The sequence below is a fragment of the Croceicoccus ponticola genome (assembly GCF_004004515.1).
Classification (GTDB): Bacteria; Pseudomonadota; Alphaproteobacteria; order Sphingomonadales; family Sphingomonadaceae; genus Croceicoccus; species Croceicoccus ponticola.
Genome location: NZ_RXOL01000004.1, coordinates 103,517 through 125,661 on the forward strand (window position 1 = coordinate 103,517; position 22,145 = coordinate 125,661).

At 61.3% G+C, this 22,145-nt stretch carries 17 protein-coding genes, 1 tRNA gene and 1 pseudogene; 9 read left to right on the plus strand and 10 right to left on the minus strand.

Going from position 1 to position 22,145, the window contains the following annotated elements:
- Nucleotides 1-45: 45 nt before the first annotated feature.
- Nucleotides 46-741: pseudogene (locus EKN06_RS10240) on the minus strand (IS6 family transposase); the annotation flags it as partial.
- Between the two features lie 64 nt (nucleotides 742-805).
- Between EKN06_RS10240 and EKN06_RS10245 the strand changes: the two are divergent.
- Both EKN06_RS10245 and EKN06_RS10250 read left to right on the plus strand, forming a co-directional pair.
- Nucleotides 806-1,507, plus strand: coding sequence for an IS6 family transposase (locus EKN06_RS10245; RefSeq protein ID WP_127612821.1), 702 nt, complete (start codon nucleotides 806-808; stop codon nucleotides 1,505-1,507).
- Between the two features lie 404 nt (nucleotides 1,508-1,911).
- Nucleotides 1,912-4,101: a TonB-dependent receptor gene (locus EKN06_RS10250; protein ID WP_164844038.1), complete on the plus strand. Its 2,190-nt coding sequence runs from the start codon at nucleotides 1,912-1,914 to the stop codon at nucleotides 4,099-4,101.
- Between the two features lie 99 nt (nucleotides 4,102-4,200).
- On the opposite strand, the gene EKN06_RS10255 is transcribed toward EKN06_RS10250, so the two are convergent.
- On the minus strand, nucleotides 4,201-5,610 hold the full coding sequence (locus EKN06_RS10255; RefSeq protein WP_164844039.1) for an aromatic ring-hydroxylating oxygenase subunit alpha: 1,410 nt from the start codon (nucleotides 5,608-5,610) through the stop codon (nucleotides 4,201-4,203).
- 146 nt (nucleotides 5,611-5,756) lie between these two features.
- On the opposite strand from EKN06_RS10255, the gene EKN06_RS10260 reads away from it, so the two are divergent.
- From EKN06_RS10260 to EKN06_RS10285, 6 genes are all read left to right on the plus strand, one after another.
- Nucleotides 5,757-6,422, plus strand: a complete 666-nt coding sequence (locus EKN06_RS10260) for a TetR family transcriptional regulator (RefSeq protein ID WP_127612824.1) — start codon at nucleotides 5,757-5,759, stop codon at nucleotides 6,420-6,422.
- Between the two features lie 234 nt (nucleotides 6,423-6,656).
- On the plus strand, nucleotides 6,657-7,358 hold the full coding sequence (locus EKN06_RS10265) for an IS6 family transposase (RefSeq protein ID WP_127612825.1): 702 nt from the start codon (nucleotides 6,657-6,659) through the stop codon (nucleotides 7,356-7,358).
- Nucleotides 7,355-10,207 carry a DEAD/DEAH box helicase gene (locus tag EKN06_RS10270; protein WP_240654800.1) on the plus strand — a complete coding sequence of 951 codons (2,853 nt, stop codon included), beginning with the start codon at nucleotides 7,355-7,357 and terminating at the stop codon, nucleotides 10,205-10,207. Before EKN06_RS10265 ends, EKN06_RS10270 begins: the two co-directional genes overlap by 4 nt.
- 492 nt (nucleotides 10,208-10,699) lie before the next feature.
- Complete coding sequence (locus tag EKN06_RS10275; protein WP_164844041.1) at nucleotides 10,700-10,999, plus strand: DUF3489 domain-containing protein; 300 nt, start codon at nucleotides 10,700-10,702, stop codon at nucleotides 10,997-10,999.
- The gene (locus EKN06_RS10280; protein WP_205693874.1) at nucleotides 10,996-11,445 is read left to right on the plus strand and encodes a DUF2924 domain-containing protein; all 450 of its coding nucleotides are present in this window, start codon (nucleotides 10,996-10,998) and stop codon (nucleotides 11,443-11,445) included. The genes EKN06_RS10275 and EKN06_RS10280 overlap by 4 nt, the downstream gene beginning before the upstream one ends.
- Nucleotides 11,438-13,108 carry a recombinase family protein gene (locus EKN06_RS10285; protein ID WP_127612826.1) on the plus strand — a complete coding sequence of 557 codons (1,671 nt, stop codon included), beginning with the start codon at nucleotides 11,438-11,440 and terminating at the stop codon, nucleotides 13,106-13,108. The genes EKN06_RS10280 and EKN06_RS10285 overlap by 8 nt, the downstream gene beginning before the upstream one ends.
- Before the next feature lie 193 nt (nucleotides 13,109-13,301).
- Here EKN06_RS10285 and EKN06_RS10290 read toward each other — a convergent pair.
- The 7 genes from EKN06_RS10290 to ftsZ all read right to left on the minus strand — a co-directional run bounded on the left by EKN06_RS10290 (nucleotide 13,302) and on the right by ftsZ (nucleotide 19,319).
- A tRNA-Ala gene (locus tag EKN06_RS10290) sits at nucleotides 13,302-13,377 on the minus strand.
- Nucleotides 13,378-13,468: 91 nt separating this feature from the next.
- The gene (locus EKN06_RS10295; RefSeq protein ID WP_127612827.1) at nucleotides 13,469-14,272 is read right to left on the minus strand and encodes a hypothetical protein; all 804 of its coding nucleotides are present in this window, start codon (nucleotides 14,270-14,272) and stop codon (nucleotides 13,469-13,471) included.
- 285 nt (nucleotides 14,273-14,557) lie between these two features.
- A complete protein-coding gene (locus EKN06_RS10300; protein WP_127612828.1) occupies nucleotides 14,558-15,316 on the minus strand; it encodes a Bax inhibitor-1/YccA family protein in 759 nt (252 codons plus the stop codon).
- Between the two features lie 161 nt (nucleotides 15,317-15,477).
- The gene (locus tag EKN06_RS10305; RefSeq protein WP_127613026.1) at nucleotides 15,478-16,266 is read right to left on the minus strand and encodes a pyrroline-5-carboxylate reductase family protein; all 789 of its coding nucleotides are present in this window, start codon (nucleotides 16,264-16,266) and stop codon (nucleotides 15,478-15,480) included.
- Between the two features lie 24 nt (nucleotides 16,267-16,290).
- On the minus strand, nucleotides 16,291-16,797 hold the full coding sequence (locus tag EKN06_RS10310; RefSeq protein WP_127612829.1) for a type III secretion system chaperone family protein: 507 nt from the start codon (nucleotides 16,795-16,797) through the stop codon (nucleotides 16,291-16,293).
- Between the two features lie 178 nt (nucleotides 16,798-16,975).
- Nucleotides 16,976-17,719: a tetratricopeptide repeat protein gene (locus tag EKN06_RS10315; RefSeq protein ID WP_127612830.1), complete on the minus strand. Its 744-nt coding sequence runs from the start codon at nucleotides 17,717-17,719 to the stop codon at nucleotides 16,976-16,978.
- Nucleotides 17,720-17,819: 100 nt separating this feature from the next.
- Nucleotides 17,820-19,319, minus strand: coding sequence for a cell division protein FtsZ (gene ftsZ, locus EKN06_RS10320; RefSeq protein WP_127612831.1), 1,500 nt, complete (start codon nucleotides 19,317-19,319; stop codon nucleotides 17,820-17,822).
- Between the two features lie 435 nt (nucleotides 19,320-19,754).
- Here ftsZ and EKN06_RS10325 point away from each other — a divergent pair, with 435 nt between their 5' ends.
- The gene (locus EKN06_RS10325) at nucleotides 19,755-20,852 is read left to right on the plus strand and encodes an acyltransferase (protein WP_127612832.1); all 1,098 of its coding nucleotides are present in this window, start codon (nucleotides 19,755-19,757) and stop codon (nucleotides 20,850-20,852) included.
- Between the two features lie 19 nt (nucleotides 20,853-20,871).
- Here the strand turns inward: EKN06_RS10325 and ftsA are convergent, their stop codons facing one another.
- Nucleotides 20,872-22,140, minus strand: a complete 1,269-nt coding sequence (gene ftsA, locus EKN06_RS10330) for a cell division protein FtsA (protein WP_127612833.1) — start codon at nucleotides 22,138-22,140, stop codon at nucleotides 20,872-20,874.
- Between the last annotated feature and the right edge of the window lie 5 nt (nucleotides 22,141-22,145).

The window sequence follows — 22,145 nt, forward strand, 5'->3', positions numbered from 1 at the left end:
TAACTTCTCTCCACTTGACGCAAGAGCAGCTAGGCCTTCAATCAGTTATGCCGCAAGCTTCTGCCACTCGGCGAGCGCCGCCGAGCGTCGTGCTTTGAATGTCTGTCGATCGATGAGGTGGCGTTCCTGATTGAAATGGTTGGAGATCGAGGCGCGGACCGAGGCGAATTTCTGCAGTGACTTCATTCGCCGAAATCGCTGCATGGCGCGCTCTCGTCGTCGGAACGGCAGATGTGAATTCTCCGCTCGATTGTTGAGCCACCTCCCCATCTCGCGACGGTCCTGGTTGCCGAGTTCCTTCATCGCCGCGGGGTAGGATCTCAGGTCGTCGGTAACGATGGTGTCCACCTTGCCATGGCGCTTCAAAGCCTTCTTCATGAAAGCCAACGCCGCAGATTTGTCCCGTTTCTTCGTAACGTAGGACTCGAGAACTTCACCCTCGTGATCAACCGCGCGCCACAGGTAAACCATCTCTCCGTTCAGTTTCACGTACATTTCATCGAGGTTCCAACGCCAATGCCGAAAACCGCGCATTCGGCTGACGCGCTGGCGCCGGATGTCCGCTGCAAACATCGGACCAAAACGATTCCACCAGAGCCGAACGGTCTCGTGGCAGATGTCGTATCCACGTTCGAAAAGCAAATCTTCGACGTTCCGGAGCGACAGCGGATATCGCACGTAGAGCATCACCACCATGCGGATGATGTCCGGCGAAGAATGGAAATAACGGAAAGGCGACGGGAGCTGTCAGTCTAACGCTAACTTGTCTCTGTCAACGGTCAATCGATCGGATAGATGGACCAGCATGAAACCCATTTCGTTCAAACGACACCGCTTCCCGCCCGATGTAATCCGGCTCGGGGTTTGGCTCTACTATCGCTTCACCCTCAGCCTGCGGGACGTCGAGGATCTGCTTGCCGAACGGGGGATCGATCTCTGTTACGAGACGGTCCGGTGCTGGGCGAACAAGTTCGGTCCCGCCATCGCGGCCAACATTCGCCGCAAGCGCGGACGCGCCGATTGCGTCTGGCATCTTGATGAAATGGTCGTCCGCATCAACGGCCAGCGGATGTACATGTGGCGGGCCGTCGATAAGGAAGGCGAAGTGCTGGATGTACTCGTCCAGAAGCGCAGGAACAAAGAAGCAGCACTGAAATTGCTCAGGAAACTTCTCAAGAAGCAAGGTGCCGTGCCGGAAGCCATCGTCACCGATGGACTTAAATCATATCCCGCAGCACTGAAGGTCCTGGGCTGCGTCGACCGACATCGACCGGGCCGATTACGCGACAACAACCGCGTCGAGAATTCGCACCTTCCAGTCCGACGAAGAGAGCGAAAGATGCAGCGGTTCAAATCGCAGGGCCAAGCTCAACGGTTCGTTTCCACCCACTCAGCAATCTACAACATCTTCAATACCCAGCGTCACCTGATCTCCCGAAACACCATGCGCAATTCCCGATCCGCCGCCATGGCGGAATGGAATGCCGCGTCCGCCGCTGCGGCGTGAAAGGTCAGGGTGCTGTCAGGCAAACCATAACTCGTCTCTGCACCGCAGCTTTTCGCGGCTGGAGCTTCGGGGCTGCTGCAGCATTAGATTTCAGCTTCAGGCCTCCGCTCGCCCGCCATTAGCGATCCTGACAACACCCTTTTGACACTGCCCATATTCGCGCAAATTGCGCATTTCATTAGTCGTAACAAATTTTTCTTGAGCGCTTGTTCAATCTAGATTAGCTCTCGTTTCCGGCTCAACCAATGATCGCTGAAGGAAAATATCGAACGGACGAGAGCCAAGGGTCGATACCACGGAGCGTCCTGCGCGGGCAGAGCCAAACAGGCTGCCGCGACAGTTCGTCGAAGCTAGGGAGAGGCAAAATGCGACTGGAAAGGTACTTCAGCAGTTCAGAGAGCCCCATGGCGGTTGCCGGAACGGCATCGCTGGCGGCACTCGGCTTTGCGCTGTTTCCGCTCGAGGCACGGGCACAGGAAACCGAGCCATCGGCCGAGACCGCGGCCAGAGGCAACACTATCATCGTCACCGCCCGCAAACGCGAGGAAAGCCTGCTCGACGTTCCGGAATCGGTAGTCGCGATCGGTGCCGAAGATATCCAGCGGCAAAACATCAAGGGCCTGAACCAGATCGGTCAGAACGTGCCCAACCTCAACCTTTCGATGCGCACCGACGGCTATCCCAACGTCTCGATCCGTGGCGTCGGCGCATTCGGCCTGACGCAGGGGGTTGGCTTCTATCTCGACGATGTCCAGCTCTTCGGCGACGCCTCCTCGCGCTTCGGTGATCTGGCCCGGATTGAAGTGCTGAAGGGCCCCCAAGGCGTCCTGTACGGAGGCAGCAATATCGGCGGCGCCGTGAAATATGTCAGCGAGCGGCCCGATCCGGAACGCGTTTCGGGGCGCGTCAAGCTCATGGCCGGTGAGCAGAACGTGCTTGACGGTGAAGCCGCGATCAATCTTCCGCTCGGTTCGAGCTGGGCAATGAGGGTGTTCGGCTTCGGCCGCACCGACGATGGCTTTCTCTACAATCCCAATTCGCCCGCCCCCGTATTCGGGGTGACCTACGACCAGCCCCGCGACGTAGGCGCTTACGAGGAATTCGGCGGCCGTGTGGCAATTGCCGGCGATCTGACCGACAACTTCTCGCTACAGGCATCGGCGCGTTACAACGAATACGATGGCCCGGCCAACAACTGGTCACGCGAGCTCGGCAGCCCGGGCAATTTCACCTACCCCAAGGCCCTCGATGTTAACCGCAATCCCAGGAACGAGCGCAAGACATTCGGCGCGAACCTGGAGCTGGAACTAGACCTGGGCGGAGTCCTGGTCACTTCGATCAGTTCCTATACCGACTCCAAAAGCGACCGCGTCACCGATGTCGATCTGACCCAACTGTGGGCTTTCAATACCATCCAGCCACAGACCTTCGAGGTGTTGACGCAGGAATTGCGCTTCACTTCGACCGACGACGGACCGTTCCAATGGATTGTCGGCCTGTACGCAAGGGATCTCCAGGAGACCATGAATTCGACACTCGAATTCGGCTGGATCTTCATCGAATCCGATGACCCCTTCGCCTACGTCACCGTGCCGTTCGTCACGAGTGAGGAAAACAAGAACAACGCCGCGGCGTTCGGCAATGTCACCTACGAACTTGGCAACATCGAGTTGGGCGCAGGACTGCGTGTCGATCGCTGGCGCTCGCAGGAATGCGCGCTGGATGTTGGGCACTGTGCTTCCAAGTCGGAAACCGAGGTCCTGCCGCGCCTGTCCCTGACTTATGATCTGAATGGAGACGCCATCATCTACACCACCTACTCCAAAGGGTTCGAACCTGGCGGATGGAATGGTATAGCAGACGGGGCCCCCTTGATCTTCGGACCGGACGGCATGCCAACCTTGGTTGGATACGAACCGGAAAGGTCGGCCCAGTACGAAGTCGGCGTCAAGAGCGAGATACTTGGCGGAATGGGCTCGGTCACGGCGGCCGCATTCTATACCACGTACAAGAACCGGCAGTTCGAATTCATCGTGCCGAATCCGGGCGGCGATGGACTGATCGAAGGGATCACCAACGTCGGCGATTCCACCCAGTGGGGCCTCGAATTAAGCGCATCGATCAGGCCCGTCGACTACTTGACGCTGTCTGGCGCATTCGGTCTCGTCGAAGCGGAATGGGATGACGGCACGGTGCTGATCGACGGCCTCGACCTCAGCGGAAAGACGCCGCCGAACGTCATTGGCACCAGCGCGAATTTCAATGCGAACCTCGCTCTGCCACTGTCCGACGAGATGGACTTCATCGCAGACTTGCAGGTGAGCTACAAAGGCAAGATGAAGGGTGGCAAACCCTGGAACAACGTCGAAAATCCAAGCTACACCGTCGTCGACATCCAGACCGGAATCGCCCGCGGTCCTTGGGAACTCATGCTCAACGTGCAGAACGTGTTCGACCAAGAGTATTATACGGACCTTGAGCCATTCCCCAACCTGGGGATAGACGGTCTGACCGGGACCGGCCCGGAAACCTTCATCATCGGCACGCTTGGCCATCCACGCATCGTCACGGCCAGCATCAGCTACAAATTCTGACGTTCTTTCCAACGGAGGAAGGGCGCTGGAGCAATCCAGCGCCCTTCCTCGTTTCGGGAAACCACGAAACGCCCGGACCGGGCGGGCGGACGATGTCGATCAGGAGGGCCGCGGAATCTGGCCCGCCATCCATGTCGCCAGCCAGTCGTGAAAATGCCGGATCCGGTTCTCGTCGTCGCTAAGGACGGCTTCGTCGAAACCGGCCGAATTCATCCCGGCCTGCATGTAGGGCAGGTAGAAGATGTCCTGATCGACCGTTTCCGTCATACTCATCGAACCATTGGTCACATCGGCCTGGGTGAAGACTTCGCGTTCGGGGCGCTGACCTGACTTCATGGCCTTCGCCGCCTCCACATCGCCGATCAGGACCAGCGAAGTCTCGTCATCGCTTTGCCGGACCGGCATCGCCAGCGTGATCTTGTCGAAGAAACACTTCTGCGGGTCCGTGGGATGCGGCCGTTGCCGCATGATCCAGACCTCTTCCGGCTTTACCGTCATGATCGTGTTCGGGAAAAGATTGTATTGCCAGATGTCCGACACCTGGTCGTCGGTCAGTGCGGAATAATCGAAACCGGCACGTGCCCCCAGCTTGCGCTTCTGAACTTGCGCGGCACGACGGATCTCGTCGACGCGACCATGGAAATCCCCAGGGTCGAGCCCCAGCGCCTGCAAAGCACCGGACAGGATCGGCGGCGGTTCGTCCGGCACGGGGTAGCGCGGATTGACGACGTAGCCATCAACCCGAAAAACGGTATGGCCATAGGGAAACAAGTCGACGCGCGCATCGCGGCAATTGACGAAGCTGGCGTGCTGGGCGTGGATGAAATCGACGTGATAGACTTCGGCGAAGTTGTCGATCACGGTTTTCCAGTTCGCATCCAACTCGCAGGTCTGCTCGCGCACGACATGCATCGCTTCGAGCCGGTAAGGCATCAGTTCGCCAACCAGCGAGCCGAGAAAATCCTCCAGCGGCAGGGGATCGACGGCAAGATTGACCCAGATCAGCCCATTGCTGGTGCCGACATTGACGGATTTCAGCGATTTCGCCGCGCAATCGACGCCTGGGGAAAACCGATCGCGATCCGGAACGTTCAGGAGCGTTCCGTCCAGTCCGTAGCTCCAGCCGTGATAGGGACATGTGTGCGCCCGCGCGACGGATCCGTACGGCTGGATGTGCAGCCTGTTCCCACGGTGCTGGCACACGTTGTAGACCGCGCTCAGACCGCCATCTTCGGTCCGGGTGATCAAGATCGATTCATGCGCGATGTCGAACGTGATGAAATCGCCCGGTTCCTCGAGATCGCGTTCGATTCCGGCGATCAGCCACGCCTTCGTCCAGACGGTGTCGAATTCCTTCTGCATGGTGGCTTTGCCGCAGTAGTGCTCGCGATCGAGCGTCGCCCGTTCAGTCGGTTGCGGCGATACGTCGCCGCCAAACGCAACGAAGCTGTTTTCCTGCCACATGTCTGCCTCCGCTCTTTCCCAGCAATGCTTTTTCCGGACTTCCATTACGGCCATCGCTTTCCGGACAGCAACAAAATAATTACAGGTGATGAAAGTTTTCCCGTCCACCACGCAGCTTCGATTTCATCGCGCCTGCGTTCCTGTTATGGGCAGACAAACGATCCCGTGATACCAAACGATGAGCAGCAGCCATGGACCGAACAAGGTCGAACCCGACTTCGTCACGCCGACGCGCTCGAGGAAAGAACTACCCGAAGAGCGCCGAAACCGAGGCTCTGATCATGGAGGCAGCGGTGTCATGCCTTTACGAACAAGGCTTCCACAAGCTGACCCTCCAGAATGTCGCCCACCGCGCCAATATGACGCGCAGCGCAATCCAGTATTACGCCGACACCACGCACAGCCTTCTTCTGCTGCTGCAGGAATATCTCGTCGACAAGATCTGGGGCGAGGAACTGCGCCAGTCTCTTGCTCTGCCGTCTGGCCCGGAAAGCCACGGGGATGCGATCGACATCATTCACGATCACATCGATTCCCGTTATTTCATCGCTTGGAACGAGCTTCTCATCGCCGCGCGCACCGACGATACCCTGAAGCCGATCGTTGATCGCGGCAACCAGTTGCGGGAAACGATACATCTGCGGCTGACCGACATTTTTCATACCGGTGCGGACGCCGAACGGCTTCGCGTCTACTCGGCCCTGGATGACCTGTTCGTCCTGGTCCTGCATGGAGCAACCTTCGTCAGCTTTGCCAACGATACGGCCGAACGGGTGGAGGCTGCGAAAAAGGTGTTACGCGACCTCTACGTGCAGGTTCACGACAGCGCGGGCCGCCCGGCGGCGCTGTCAGTCTAACGCTAAACGGACTCCACCTGCGGCACGGGCCGCCTAGTTAGACCTGCATGAATCCCATTTCCTTCAAGCGGGTGCTGTCAGTCCGACGCTAACTTCTCTCCACTTGACGCAAGGGTGGTGTCAGTCGGTGCTGTCAGTCTAACGCTAACTTGTCTCTGTCAACGGTCAAAGGTGCTGTCAGGCAAACCGCAACTCGTCTCTACATGGCGGCCGATCACGGCTAGATCTGCGGGCATGAAGCCCATTTCCTACAAGCGTCACCGCTTCCCGCCTGATGTGATACGACTGGCGGTCTGGCTATATTTCCGCTTCACAACGAGTCTGCGCGACGTCGAAGACATGCTTGCCGAACGTGGGCATTCCGTGAGCTATGAAACGGTCCGCTGCTGGGCGAACAAGTTCGGTCCCGCCATTGCCGCCAACATCCGCCGCAAACGTGGCCGGGCAGATTGCGTGTGGCACCTGGACGAGATGATCGTCCGTATCAACGGCCAGCGGATGTACATGTGGCGGGCTGTCGACAAGGAGGGCGAGGTTCTCGATGTCCTCGTCCAGAAACGCCGGAACAAAACAGCGGCACTGAAATTGCTCAAGAAACTACTCAAGAACCAGGGCTTCGCCCCGGAAGCAATTGTCACCGACGGTCTGCGATCCTACCCTGCGGCCTTGCGCGAGTTGGGCGCCCTCGCCCGACACCAGCCTGGTCGATTGCAGGAAAACAATCGAGCGGAAAATTCACACCTACCCGTCCGAAGACGGGAGCGAAAAATGCAACGCTTCAAGTCTCAGGGTCAGGCCCAGCGGTTCGCATCCACCCACTCAGCAATCTACAATACTTTTGCCATCCAGCGTCACCTCGTCTCCCGAAACACAATGCGACTGTTCAGAGACCGCGCGTTTGCGGAGTGGAGTGCTATGTCCGCTGCGGCGGCGTGAGATTTCGGGTTCGGGCTTTCGCTCGACCGGGCAAAGTTACCCTGACAAAACCGCGCGATCAGTTCAGCCGCGGTCGCGGCATCCTCTGGACATCGCAGCTCCAGGGGATCGAGCGCCTCCGGCAGGAATCTTCCTTCGCGCTCTGCACACCTACCGGCTCGGGCAAGACCCTGATCGCAAATCTCGCATTGGTGCGAGAGCTATTGCTGCGCGAAGTTGATGGGCTCGCACCGCTCGCCATGTATCTCGTCCCCTCGCGCGCGCTGGCCGGCGAGGTTGAAGCCAAGCTGCGTTCAGAGCTCGGCAGCGACATGACGGTGACAGCGCTCTACGGCGGCGCCGATTGGGGTATCACGGATGCGTGGCTGACCGGCGACCAGCCAACCGTGCTCATCGCGACCGTCGAGAAGGCCGATGCCCTGATGCGCTATCTCGGACCAATCCTGACGGCGCGGCTGAGGTTGATTATCGTCGATGAAGCCCATCAGGTCGTCCCCGAAGCCAACGAGAACACCCGCATCAGCTTCTCTGAACATAGCAATCGCGCCATCCGGCTCGAGCAGCTGGTCTCCCGCGTGATCGTCCAGCGTCCCGATGTCGTGCGGATCGCGCTTACCGCCGTTGCCGGCGGCGCCGCTGGCCCGGTCGCCAAATGGATCGAAGGCCGAGCGGACGCGACTGCCGTGGGCGTGCGTTACCGCAGCACGCGGCAGGTCATCGGAGTGTTGGAGACGGCGCCGGGCGCGCAAGGCCGAATCCTGCTCGATATCATGAACGGACGGACACTCTTCATCCGCGGTCAGGAACAACCCGTCTATCTGCCGCTAAGGATGCCGGCGATGCCGAACCTTCCTGCGCGCATGCGCAACAGCCTCAATCGCTTCAACTGCCTGAGCGTCCTATGGACCGCGCTCCATCTCGTCGAGGAGGATCAGCGGATCCTGATCTCCGTGGCGCAGGAGCCCGAGCAGACCATGCGCTGGTTCAAGGAAGCTCTGCTGCTTCCGGCGTGGGCGAACGCGCCGCAGTTTCAACTGCCCGAAGGCTCTCTACGCGACCGCTTCGACGAAGCTCGGGCCGCGTGCCGCGACTATTGTGGCGAGGATTCGTTCGAGATGTTCCTGCTCGAACGCGGCATTGCCTCGAGCCACGGCCAGATGCCCCAGCGCCTGCGGCGACTGATGACCGAGATGATCGAACGGCGGATCTGTCCGATCACGGTCGCGACGGCGACGCTGACCGAAGGCGTCAACTTGCCCTTCGATCTCATCTTCCTGACATCGCTTAAGCGGCGGTCTTGGGATCAGGTCGCCCAGCAGCAGGTCGTGACCCTTCTGCCCACGTCAGAAATCCGCAACCTTGCCGGCCGCGCGGGTCGTCCCGGCGCCGCCAAGGGCATTGAAGGCATGACCCTCGTCGCCATCCCGACGCGCGAGGCGGCGACTGCGCCGAACACGATTCCGGTTCAGCGCCGCCATCGCGTCGAGCTGCAGCGCGACTACGATCGCATGAGCGAAGCGCTTCTGATCGAAGAAGCCGATGCCGGCGACGTGGAAAGCCCGCTGGCTCTGCTGCTGTGGACGATCCGCGAGCGGGCCATCCGCGTCCTTGGTATCGATCCCGATGATTTTCTTGACTGGCTCGAAAGCGCGGTGCCGACTGATATCAGCGAGGAAGCCGGTGAAGATGCCGTCGATCGCCGCTCCCGCCTGGCGGACGCGGTCGACGAACTGGACGGCATCTTGCTGACTGCGATCGAAGAGGTCGCTAAGGCCGAGGAACAGGAAATGTCGCCGGCCCGCGCCGAAGAGCATCTCGCGCAACTCTGGAGCACCACATTCAGCGCGGTTGCGGCAGAACAGGAAGCGTGGCTCGAGGAGGCTTTCGTTCAGCGCGGACGCGGGATTGTCGAAACCGTCTATCCCGACGCCGCCGAACGACGCCGCCTCTATCAATACGGCTTCACCCCTCTGGTGGGAAGGCGCTTTGAAGCGGTCGCGCTGCAGATTCGCGCCCTCATCGAACGCGCCGATCGCTTTGGCGAAGACGAGGCGACGGCGCGTATCGATGTGTTCGAGGCGATCGGTGATCTGGTCGCTGCCGACCGTGGCTTTGGCTTCCGGGTGCGCAGCACCGACACGGACCAGGCTCTACTCGATCGTTGGGCAGACGTGCTCGGATGGTGGATGAACGAACCCGACAGCGTCGATCCCGATGCCGATGCGCTGCGAAGCTGGCAACGGTTCGTTGCAGACAATCTCGAATTCCGGCTTGGCGTCGCAATGGGCGCCGTCGTCTCCCAAGCCTGGTCCGAGGGGGCGGCCGACGCTTTCGCTGTGCCGACGCTCGCGGAGTGGAAGGAGACCACTGGGATGCCGTGGTTCGGCTTCTGGGCTCGAGAGCTGTTGCGCTGGGGCACGCACGATCCCTTCGTGGCCTTCGCCTTGTCTCAGGGCTTGGCACAAACGCGAGAGGCGGCGACGGCGCGGCGCGGCGAATTCGAAGCGTGGCTTGAGGACGAGCTCGACGAGGTCGCATCGGAAGACCTGATCGACCCGCAACATTTCCTGCGCTGGCAGCTCAGCCTGGGGCGCGACGTTCGCGACGTATTTGAGGATCTTCCCGAGCTAGTCGAACTGACCGGCACGAATGGCCGACGCCACCGGTATAATGTCATTCCTGCGCGGCGCGACGGGCATGTGCGTTGGATCGATCCCGCCGGTTTCGAACTGGCGCAGTCCGACGACATCTTCGACGAATTCGGTCCTGGCGCAATTCATAGTGATTTCGAGCTGCGCACTGAGGGCGCTGAAGCACAGGTGTATCGGACCTTCGTGGCGGGCAGGTAAAGTCAACATTTTCGGGTTGTGAACGTAGCACAGGTTTCGAGAATGCCATCTGCTGCCTCGAATGGCGGCTATTTGCGGCGCAAGCGATCAACGGGTCGAAGCGCTTGGTATGTCCAGTTGCGTCTTAAGCGGACGTGACCGGCGCTGCACAGGAATCGCGGAAGTTGGTCGACTCCGGACGCCGACACCGACGCATCCGAATGTCGACTATATGATGTCGTAGCCGTGAAGCCGCCGTTCCGGATCGTCCAACAACCCTGCCGTCCCGTCCAAGCGACAGCAACGTCCGCTCTTAGGCGGTCCCCTTTTGAGAGTGAATGACCGCAGTTGGGGCGCGTTCCAGACAATCCGCTCGACTTCACCGGTAAAGGAAGCATTGATGTTTGTGTAAATCGCAGCCGACGCGATCGGCTGCTGCCCTGATCGGCGTGATCGACAGGGCTGTGGGTGGTGGGAGCAGCAATTGTGCTGGTCCGAACCGGAGAACCACTCATGACCCAAGTGAAGAAACCCCGCACGCGCAAATATGCGCGCCAGCTCTCCGAGACGGATGCGCCGGAAGCGCGATGCCGCACTGCCGCGAAGAACGCCAAACCCCAATCCAAGTCTGATACTCTCGTCGCGCTTCTCAGCCGAGGGGAAGGTGCCACACTCGATGACATGATCGCTGCCACCGGCTGGCTGCCGCATACGACACGCGCTGCACTGACCGGTCTTCGCAAGAAGGGTCATGACATCACCAGTGAGAAGGTTGATGGCGTACGCACATACCGCATAATGGTGGCGGCGTGAGCAAACTGGACAGGGGCATCGCATCGATCACGGCGATGTCAGCTCGCGAACGCAAGGCCGAGTGGCGCAGGGTCTTCGAAACCCCTGCGCCACCGGCCTATAGTTCCGACATGCTGGCACGGGCACTGGCCTACCGACTGCAGGAGAAAGCGTCTGGCAGTCTCAGCAAGGCAGACCTTCGCCGCATCGCTGCAATCGGCAGCAGTAGGGAAAGCGCTGCTTCGCCCTCGCCTTCGCTCAGGCCCGGCACCTGGCTTTCCCGCACGTGGCATGGCGAATCCCATCTCGTCATAGTGCTGGAGAACGGATTCGAGTATCGCGATGAACGATACTCCTCGCTGAGCGCGGTGGCGAAAAAGATCACCGGAGCGGCCTGGTCCGGTCCACGCTTCTTCGGCCTTTCCAGCCCGCGCCTTAGCAAGCTCGGCATAACCGCGAATGGCTAAGGCACCTTCCCCCCGACTGCGCTGTGCAATCTACACCCGCAAGAGCACTGACGAAGGGTTGGACAAGGACTTCAACAGTCTCGATGCCCAGCGTGAGGCATGCGCTGCTTACGTAATGTCACAGCGGCACGAAGGATGGGTACTCCATCCTGATCCATACGACGACGGCGGTTGTACCGGCGGCAACATGGAGCGGCCCGGGCTCCAGCAGCTCCTCGATGACGTGAAGGCAGGGCTGGTCGATATCGTGGTCGTCTACAAGGTCGACCGCCTGACTCGCAGCCTCACCGACTTCGCCAGGATTGTTGAGGTGCTCGACGATGCGGGCGCCTCTTTCGTCAGTGTTACCCAGGAATTCAACACCACCAACTCGATGGGACGTCTCACGCTCAATGTTCTGCTTTCCTTTGCGCAGTTCGAACGCGAGGTAATCTCGGAGCGCATTCGTGACAAGGTTGCGGCATCGAAAGCCAAGGGCATGTGGATGGGCGGTCCGGTGCCACTGGGGTATCGGGTTGAGCACCGCAAGTTGATCGTTGCCCCCGAAGAGGCATCGGTCGTCAGCGAGATCATGCAGCGATATCTGGCTTGCGACACCGTTACCGAGCTACTCGCAGAGATGGAACAGGACGGCATCGTGACGGCCAGGCGCGCGCAGCGCGATGGCTCGATCCGTGGCGGCGTGCCTTTTCGTCGGGACGGCCTCATCAGCCTCCTGTCGAACCGCATCTACGTAGGCGAGATCGTCCACAAAGGAGCCAGCTATCGCGGCGAACATGAAGGGATCATCGATCGCGACCTGTTCGATCAGGTCCAGGCGAAGCTCGCAAGTCAGCCCAAGCCCCGGATCCAGTCCACGCGTCATCGTATTGTCAGTATGCTTGCCGGTATGCTTTACGATGATACCGGCAAGCCGATGGTGCCAACGCACACTCGCAATCATGGCAGGCGATACCGCTATTACGTAACCAGGCCTAGCGAGGTCGGATCCGGGGTCGCGACGAGCCTGCCCGCTCCGGACCTCGAGGCTGCTGTCCGCACCGCCTTGGCTGGCTATCTGTCCGACAGCGGAATGCTTCGCAAACTGGCCTCTGACCTTCCCACCCATCAGCTCGCAGCTTTGATCACCCATGCAGGCTATCTCGCCGATGGTATCGTCAGCGCATCACCGTCAGACCTGCGAGAAGCCCTTCAGTCGCTTGGGTTCACGGCAACAATAAATCGGGACGGCGTATCCGCTTCGATCTGCCAATCAGCCTTGCTTCAGGGTGCGAGCATCGACGCTGACGACGGACATCGCATACCGATCGAAATTCCATACACCTTCGAGAACCATGGACACGAGCAACGCCTACGTCTCGATCCCCTGCGGTCTGAACAAGCCAGGCTCGACGAGCAGCTGCTCGATCTGCTGGCTCGCGCCTTCAACGCCCGGGACCAGCTTCTGGCGATGGATGAAGTCCATGCCTCGTCGACCTCTGCTACCGAGATCCGCCACCTTCGGCGCATCGCGCGGGTCAGCTATCTCGATCCTGTGATCATCAAGTCCTTCCTCGATGGCACCCAGCCACGCGATCTCACTTCGCGGAAACTCTGGCGGATCGGCACTCTGCCCATCGCCTGGCACGAACAGAAGTTCGCGCTTGGCTTCTCCACCAACTGACTTCACCCAATCCAAAGCGTGGTCACCAAAACCGCCACCTGAGAACCAGCCCATATTCTCGGCAGAAGCGCGCGGTCAGCGCGTCTCTTGACCACGCGGCGACGTAAACCATCGGCCCAAAGCGCCGGAAATACGGGGATATTCTGGGAGAACGGTCGAGGCGTCTCTCGACGCCTCGATACCTAGGACTGGGTGGTGGAGCCGAGGGGAATCGAACCCCTGACCTCGTCATTGCGAACGACGCGCTCTCCCAACTGAGCTACGGCCCCGTTCCAGTCGTTTGCCCATCCGGGCGAGGCGCGCTGTTAGCAGTCGGCACGCGTGAGTAAAAGCCAAAACGATCGCCGCTCCGCCCCAGCCTTAAGAGCCGGTTTCGGTCACACCAGCGCCCGCGACCGGCATCGGCGCAGGGATTGTCACCGGCATTGTCACCGGCGCGCCCGGACCATACGGCACATCGGCCGAAGGCTGGAGCGGATTGGAGCTAGGCCGACGATAGGGCACGCCATAGGTCGCAAAATAGCTGGCATCCCATGCCGTGGCCGCGATCCGGAATGCCTCGTACTCCGTGAAGAATTGGAGGAATACGGTTTCGAGCTGGGGCAACAGAGTGGCCGCCGCGACATCGAGATTGCCGTTCCCCACCGCCATCAGTTCAGTGCTGACATTGAACGCCGCGGCGCAAAAGCGGGGCAGAACCGGCGGCATGGCGAAATAGTTGTAAACCTGCGTCATATAGCGGTCGCGCACGTCCTTGTAGCCGGGACCGTACTTCTGACGAAATTCGCTATCGAGAGCGCGGTTGGTGGCCGACAGTTCGCGTGCGTGCCCTTTCAGGAATTCGCCATACCGTTCGGCCATGACCAGATGGTCCGCGCCCTGGCAATTGAGCGCCGCGACGTTGTAGGCCGAACGCAGGTTCCAGGTCGTCTGGGCAGAGGTGAGCCCTGTATTTACCGTCTGGCGCACGCCGAAGGCATCGATTGGCGGCACGGCAAGATTTTCCTGCGCGTAGCCGGGCGCAAGCGGGCGGGCCGGAAATGCCTCAACCACCGGCGGCGGCGGGGGAGGCGGAGCGGGAGGCGGCGGCGGCGTACAGCCCGACAAGGCCGCGATGCCCGCCAAGGCACAAATCTGGACAATTTTCACGACCTTGGTTGCCACCGCTATTGGCCCTCTTTCCCGAACTTCGAATATCCAGCCACTTTGCACGAAGTTTGCTTGCGGCAGGATTAAGACACAGCCCCAAGGGGCAAAGACAGTTCATGCATCGATGATCGATCGCGCGCATCAGCACGTCCTCCACCATCCACAGGGAAAGTTGACGAGACGACATGAAATTGCCGACGAACCGCATGAATTCAGACAAAAAAACGCCCGGCGCGGACAAACCGGCCGGGCGCTTCGGATCCGCTGGCTGGCCCGATAGGACCAGCCATTTGGCAATGATCAGTCGCGCTGGCCCATGAACGCGAGCAGGAACTGAAACATGTTGATGAAGTCCAGATACAGCGTCAGCGCGCCCAAAATCACGGCCTTCCCAAGGAAGTCACTGCCGGCAAGGTGATAATACTGCGCCTTCAGACGCTGCGTATCATATGCCGTCAGGCCCGCGAAGATAAGGACGCCCAGAAAACTGATCGCCCACTGCAGAGCGCTGCTCTGCAGGAAGATGTTGATCACCATAGCGATCAGCAAGCCGATGACGCCCATGATGAGGAAGCTGCCGAGGCCCGACAGATCCTTCTTCGTGGTGTAGCCAAACAGAGAGAGGCCGGCAAAGGCGCCAGCCGTTGCGAAGAACGTCGCCGCGATCGAAGCCCCGGTATAGACGAGGAAGATCGTCGACATGCTGATGCCCATCAGAACCGCAAAGGACCAGAACAGTATCTGCAGTGTACCTTGCGAAAAGCGGTTCGCGCCAAAGCTCATCGCAAAGACGATGCCCAGCGGTGCGAAGATGAACAGGAACATCAGCGGCGAGCTGATGATCGCCAGCCCGAATGCCGTGTTGGCCATCGCGATTGCGACGAGGCCAGACAACAGCACGCCCGATGCCATGTAGTTGTAGATCGACAGCATGTACTTGCGCAGGCCCGCGTCGAAGCCGGCCCGCGTGCTGGGCACGCTCGGATTAAGGCCCGGAGCCGCGCCGAAGCCCGCCTGAGCGTTCCTGCTCGAGGGCTGGGGGTCGTTCCAGTTTGCCATTGTCGTTCAAAGCTCCTCTGTGGCCCTCACAAGGCGGGGCCGTCGCGAGCAATATCGCAATCGAACGCGGTAAATTCAAGGAAAACCGGACATGAGCAGAATCGGATCAAATCGCTCCAAACAAAGGAAAACAACGCGTTAACCCTTTGTCGCGATTGGTATCAGTCTTTTTTGCGGGCCTCAGCCGACATTTCCGCGCTTCGCTCAGCGGCATCACGCAACGTATCGGTTACCAACTTGAGCAAGCGATCGTCCGCATCCAACGTGCGAAGACCCGCCTCCGTCACCCCGCCAGGCGATGCAACCCTGCGCGCCAATTCCGCCGGGGCGTGCTCGCTCGCCAACGCCAGCGCAGTCGCGCCATCCACCGTGGCGATCGCCAGCCGACGCGCCTGATCCTCCGGCAGGCCAAGGTCGGTTGCCGCCGCGCCAAGCGCATCGATAAATCGATAGACAAACGCTGGCCCCGATCCGGCGAGCGCGGTGACGAGGTCGAACCTGTCTTCGCCGATCCACTCGCCCTGCCCCAAGGGCATCATCAGCGCATCGACCATCGCGACCCGTTCCGCAGACACGCCATCGCCTGCCAGCGCGACCGGCGACTTTCCCAGCGCGGCGGACAAGTTCGGCATCACACGCACCACCGCGCCCGCTCGCGGAAAACGAGCCGCCAGCGTCGCCAATTCGACCCCGGCCAAGAGTGAAAGCAGCACGGTTTGCGGACCCATGACCGGCTCGATCGTGGGAACTGCATCAATCAGCCCCTGTGGTTTGATGGCCAACAATACGACGTCAAACGTCTCGTCCGGTACCGTGCGCAGCAAGCGAACGCCGTCGGGCACAGCGTCGACATATGGGTCGACGACAGTGAAATTTTCGCCCGCCATGCCGCCGCGCAGCCAGCCGGCCAGCATCGCGCCACCCATGTTGCCGCAACCGACCAGCAGCATCTTTTGCGGAAGTCCGGCCACGTCTCAGGCCTCGCCCGCTGCGTCGATCAGCGCGCCGGCCAAAGCCTCGGACGCGCTGCGGCCACCCCAAAGGACGAACTGAAACGCAGGGTAGAACCGATCACACTCCTCGACTGCGTGTTCGACCGCCATCTGCGCCTGGCTGATCGAGAGCAGGCCGTCATCGCCCAACATGAGGCCATGGCGGTAAAGGAGGACCGAGCCCGACGACCACAGATCGAAATGCCCCAGCCACAGCTGTTCGTTGACGAGGCTCATCAGCTCGAACATCTGCGTGCGCTTGTCGTCGGAAACGCGCACTTCGGGCAGGCACAGCAATTGCAAAACGTTGTCTTCGCGCCGCCAGATCGCGCGGAGCTGGTACTTGGCCCAGGCGCCCTGCACCTCACCCGAAACCTCGTCCTCTCCGATCAGTTCGTATGGCCAGCCGCGCGCCTCGAACAAAGCAACGAGCATGTCGACCGGCGCTGCGTCATCGTCGCGCTGCTCTTCTTGCTGGCCTGTTCTCATGGCTATCCGTCCGTCGTTGAAGTTGTCGTCGATCCCGTCGCCTTCATGAATCGTCAGTGCCGGTTAGCACAATCCGCCAGCCGCAAGCCGGTGGGCATAAGTGCACAGGATTGTTCGTAGCTTGTGGACAAGGCCGGTATTGGCTGGGGAAAGAGGCCTGTCCCTCGAACTTCGGGCGCTACCTCGATCCCCCGGACCGCTGCATCTGATCGGTGCGCGGCGCTGGCGAAATTTGAACCCCGCCGGGAAATGCGGGGAATAGGCCAAGGTTGGCCGCCGCCGCCTGCTGCGCCCGTGACAACCGCGGTATCGTGTCCATATACGGGCCGATCTGTGCTGCGAGGTCGGGCGGCAGTATCCGATCGAGCACTGCGCGCGCTTCGGCCGGACGACCATCGATCGCCAACATGAAGGCGTGTGTGCGCCATGCCGCGCGGTCCTGCACGTTCAGCAGCGGGCGCAACATCGCATCGCCGGTCGCAAAATCGCCGATGATCGCCAGGCTCAGCGCATAGCGACGCGAGATTTCGTCGTCGGGCGACTGTCGCCGCGCCAATCCATAATAGTACTGGGCTGATGGCTGGTCGCCAATCAGGTCGTAACCGAGCGCACGGTCGGCAACGAACGGCCCCTCTCCCGCCCCTGCCTTGTCCGCCTCGCCGAACAGCAGCAGCCCCTCACGCGGGCGGCCGCGATGCACCTCGATCGCACCCCGCGCGGCGGTGACGATCGGGTCGCCCGGGGACAATTGTTGGGCACGCAAGGCGTAGGATGCGGCCATGTCGACCATCCCAACTCGCATCGCGGCCTGAATCGCGTCGCGCAGCGCGGCGACATCGCCGGGGTTGCGCATCAATCTTGCCCGCGCATCTTCCAGCGCGCGCTCGCTGGTCCCCGGGACCGAGCGCACCGCCTGTGCCATGGCTGGCGCGGCCAAGAGCGTACATGCCAGCACAAACGCCGCCGCGAGCCGGACTATCGATCCGGACCCGCAGCGGCGTCCTGTTTTGCCGGCGTTTGCGTCAGCGGTTATGACGGCCGAGGAAGCGCGGAATATTGAGGGCCGCACCATCGTCATCGTTGTCGTCCTGGCTCTGTCCTTCGGGCTGGGAGCGCGACAGGCTGGCCATGCGTTCGAACAGGGTGCTGCCGCCCGATTGCGGTGCCGCCGATGGAGCCACTGCCGGTTGAGCGACAGGCGCCTGAGCCACGACAGGCCGGGTCAGTTCGTCGTTGGCGGTCGCCGGATGCCAGCCACCCGTCGCTGCGACGCGCGGCGAAGCGGCTTCGAAATCGCCGCCGAGCAGCAATTCGTCGGACTGGGCGGCTGCAGGCTGAGGTGCAGCGCGCGTTTCGGCCTCTTCACTCAGTTCCAGCGGGAGATCGAACGGTTCTGCGTCAAAGCCGCCGGTAGCGGCAACATTACCCGTTGCCGCATCATTGAACGAAGGAGCTTCCACGGGATTGGCCGCAGGAACCATGCCGGGGCGCATCGGGGCGCGGCCCGAACCCAGCGAGAACGGCTGTGCGCCTTGCGAGACCTGAACCTGCTCGGCCGTATGATCGATGCCGGTCGCGACGACCGAAACGCGGATCTTGCCCGCAAGATCGGGATTGAAGGCAGAGCCCCAGATGATGTTCGCGTCAGGATCGACGAGCTCGCGGATGTGGTTCGCGGCTTCGTCGACCTCCATCAGGCGCATGTCTTCGCCGCCGATGATCGACACGATGACGCCCTTTGCGCCCGCCATCGACACGCCGTCGAGCAGCGGGTTGGCGATCGCCTTTTCGGCAGCTTCCAACGCGCGGTTTTCACCTTCCGCTTCGCCGGTGCCCATCATCGCCTTGCCCATTTCGCCCATGACCGAACGCACGTCGGCGAAATCGAGGTTGATGAGGCCCGGCATCACCATCAGATCGGTGATCGAACGAACGCCCTGTTGCAGCACTTCGTCGGCGAGGCCGAAGGCCTCCTTGAAAGTAGTGTCGGGGCTGGCGACCAGGAACAGGTTCTGGTTGGGGATGACGATCAGGGTGTCGACGTGCTTTTGCAGTTCTTCGATGCCCGCATCGGCGCTGCGCATCCGGCGCGAACCTTCGAACATGAAGGGCTTGGTCACGACGCCGACGGTCAACACGCCCTTTTCACGCGCCGCCTTGGCGATGACGGGGGCCGCACCGGTGCCGGTGCCGCCGCCCATGCCGGCGGCGATGAAGCACATGTGGACGCCGTCGAGCATCCGGTCGAGTTCGTGCATCGTTTCTTCTGCCGCCGCACGACCCACTTCGGGCCGCGATCCCGCGCCAAGGCCCTGCGTGATTTCAGGGCCGAGCTGGATGCGGTCTTCCGCGATGGAATTGTTCAATGCCTGCGCGTCGGTGTTGGCGACGACAAAGTCGACGCCTTCGATCTGCGCGCGGATCATGTTGGCGATGGCGTTGCCACCCGCGCCGCCGACACCGATGACGGTGATGCGCGGCCGCAGTTCTTCAACTGCCGGTGGACCGATATTGATGCTCATGAACGTCTCCGCAAAATCGCTGCGTCCAGCGTGCCCCCGAAATTAACCCCTATGTGCCACAGATCGATTCGGCGGAGCAAAGGCTTTGCGGCGATTTCCACACTTGTCGTCGGCTTTTCGCCCCGGTGCGGCGAGCTTTTGCCAATAAGGTGACAAAGGAGACACCGTGTCACCCGCGCCCTGCCCCGAAATCCCAAGGATTTACGCTGGTTTGGGCGAGGAGCGTCATGGTGACAGATGGGCGAGCGATACGTCATGGCGCGATGATGGCGGCGCGCAGACCTGTAGGAAAATCAAATCCGGACCGCCGCAGAAAAGACACGCGCCCTTGCCAGAAGTTACCCGGCCAAAAGTTACCCTGTTTGACTCCGCTACCGGTGATGGCCAACGTCGGCGGCGGGTCGCCGATCGCACATCGCGGGGGCGAAGGCGAATATGGGCACGGCAACGACGCGCGGGGCGGGGTATATCACCCACCTCCACGCATTCAGAGGCATTGCGATCATCCTGATCGTCGGTGCGCACGCGCTTTCGATGACCTTCTGGAAGCTGGGCGTGCATTCCCGGCCCAACCCCGACATGGTTCTTCTCGCTCTGTGCGAGACGATCGCCCACAACAGCACGATCTTCTTCGCGCTGATTTCCGGCCTGCTGTTTTCGGTGATCCTTGCGGGGCGCGGCTGGTCGCGCTTTTTCAAGAACAAATTCCTGAACGTCATCCTGCCCTATTGCCTGTTCAGCGTGCTGTTCACGATGTTCAACTGGCACTTCATCAATGGGTTACAGGTGTTTTCAGGCAGCCCAGTCGAATTTGTCAGTGAAAGCGGGATCAACATCCTGTGGGGTCGGGCAGCAGCGCATTTCTGGTATATTCCGGTGCTCGCCGTCCTGTTCCTGCTCACCCCGGCGCTCAGCTGGCTGATGGATCGCCGATGGGCCCTGGCTGCGCTGGCCGTCATGCTGATCGCGCCGATGTTCGTGTCCCGAACGTTTCCCGACAATTCGGTCCAGAACGTGATCGTGTTCCTTGCGCCCTACACTTTCGGGATTTGGCTGGGCGCGCGGTACGAGGACCGGATCGCGATGGTGCAGCGTCTGGCGGTTCCGCTGACGGTGGTGACCGCGCTGGCCAGCGTCGCGACGTTCGCCCTGTTCTATTTCGAATACGGACCGCTGATGGTCGCGTGGGAGGATCCGGAAGGCCCGATCAACTGGTTCGAAACGGCGAGCTACGTTCAGAAGATGGCGCTTGCCTGCATTGTGCTGCTGTGGCTGCGGTCACGCGGCGAATGGATGCCGCGCTGGCTGGATTTGCTCGCGGTGAACGCCTTTGCGATATATTTCATCTATTTTTTCATGCTGATGACGTTCTACGAACTGGTCAATCAGGTGGTGACAGCGCCGCCACCGCCGTTGATCGCGGGGCTTGTGGCATTGGCGGTGTGGGCAGGCGTGCTGGCGCTATGCGTCGGCATATCCGTGACCATGCAGAAACTTCTCGGTCACCGTTCGCGGATGATCATCGGGGCCTGACCGGACCCCGCGCCCCGCCTCAGAAATATTCGCGGATCGCGCGCATCACCCGGCCGGGAAGGTTCATGCGGCCAAAGCGGCTCGAAGTCTGCCATGCGCTGCCGTGGGTGCGGATGTCGATCGGGTCGGCGGCGGCGTAAAGCACCAATCCGGTCAGCGCGGCAAAGCCGGGACGCGCATGCGCTTCGGGCAAGCCCTTCATCGCAGGCGGCCGGCCCGTGCGCACCGGTTTGGCCAGCGCCTGCTGCACGTAATCGGCAAGCCCGGCCAGTTCCGCGCCGCCGCCGGTCAGGACAATCTGCCGCCCGTTGCCGCCGCGTCCGGTGACGAAGCCAAGGCCCTTCAGCGCCTTGGCCACGTCCTCGGTCCAGCGCGAGAGTTGGCTATTGATGACGCTGATCAGGTCGGCGCGGGGGACTTCTTCGCCCGCATGGTGCTCGTCTGCGGAAAGGGGGATCTTCTCGCGATGGTCAGTCGGGCTGGCGATGGCCGAACCGAACACGCATTTCAGCCGCTCGGCCTGCGCCCGGCGGATGCCGAACGCGCCGGCGATGGCGTCGGTCAATTCGTTGGAGCCATAGGGCAGCACCGAAACGCCCACCAGCATCCCGCCGACGTGGACCGAAACGTGGGTGACTTCGGCGCCGAAATCGACGACCGCGACACCAAGCTCGCGCTCTTCCTCTGTCAGGCAGGCATGGCCGCTGGCGACCGCTGCGCCGACGACGCCCTCAACCTCAAGGTGCGCGTTCTGCACCGCTTCCATCATGTTGCGAAGCGGGCCTGCCTCAGCCTCCATCACGTGGACCGCGACGGCCAGCCGCTGGGCATGGAGCCCGCGCGGGTTGGACACCCCCTGAGCCCCGTCGAGCACGTAGTGCGCAGGCTGGGCGTGGAGCACGACGCGCGGTTCGCCGGTTTGCGGGACGATGCGTTCGCGCGCTTCGGCCAGGAGGTATTCGACGTCGTCCTGATCGATGCGGCGGCCGCCGATCTCGATATCGACTTCGCGGATTTCGCTCATCAATCCGGCGTTGGCGCAACCGATCCACACGCTCGACACCTGCGTATCGGCGGCGCGTTCGGCGCGTTCGATGGCGTCGCGGATGGCATGGGTCGCGGCGTCCATGTCGGTGACATAGCCGCGTCGGATGCCGTCGGCGGCGCGGTGGCCCGATCCCAGCACGATCATTTCACCGTCGCCCGTCAGCCCGGCGATCATCGCCGAAATGCGGAACGATCCGATGTTGATCGCGCCGAATACCTTTTCGATCCTGAGGTTCGCCATGTCCG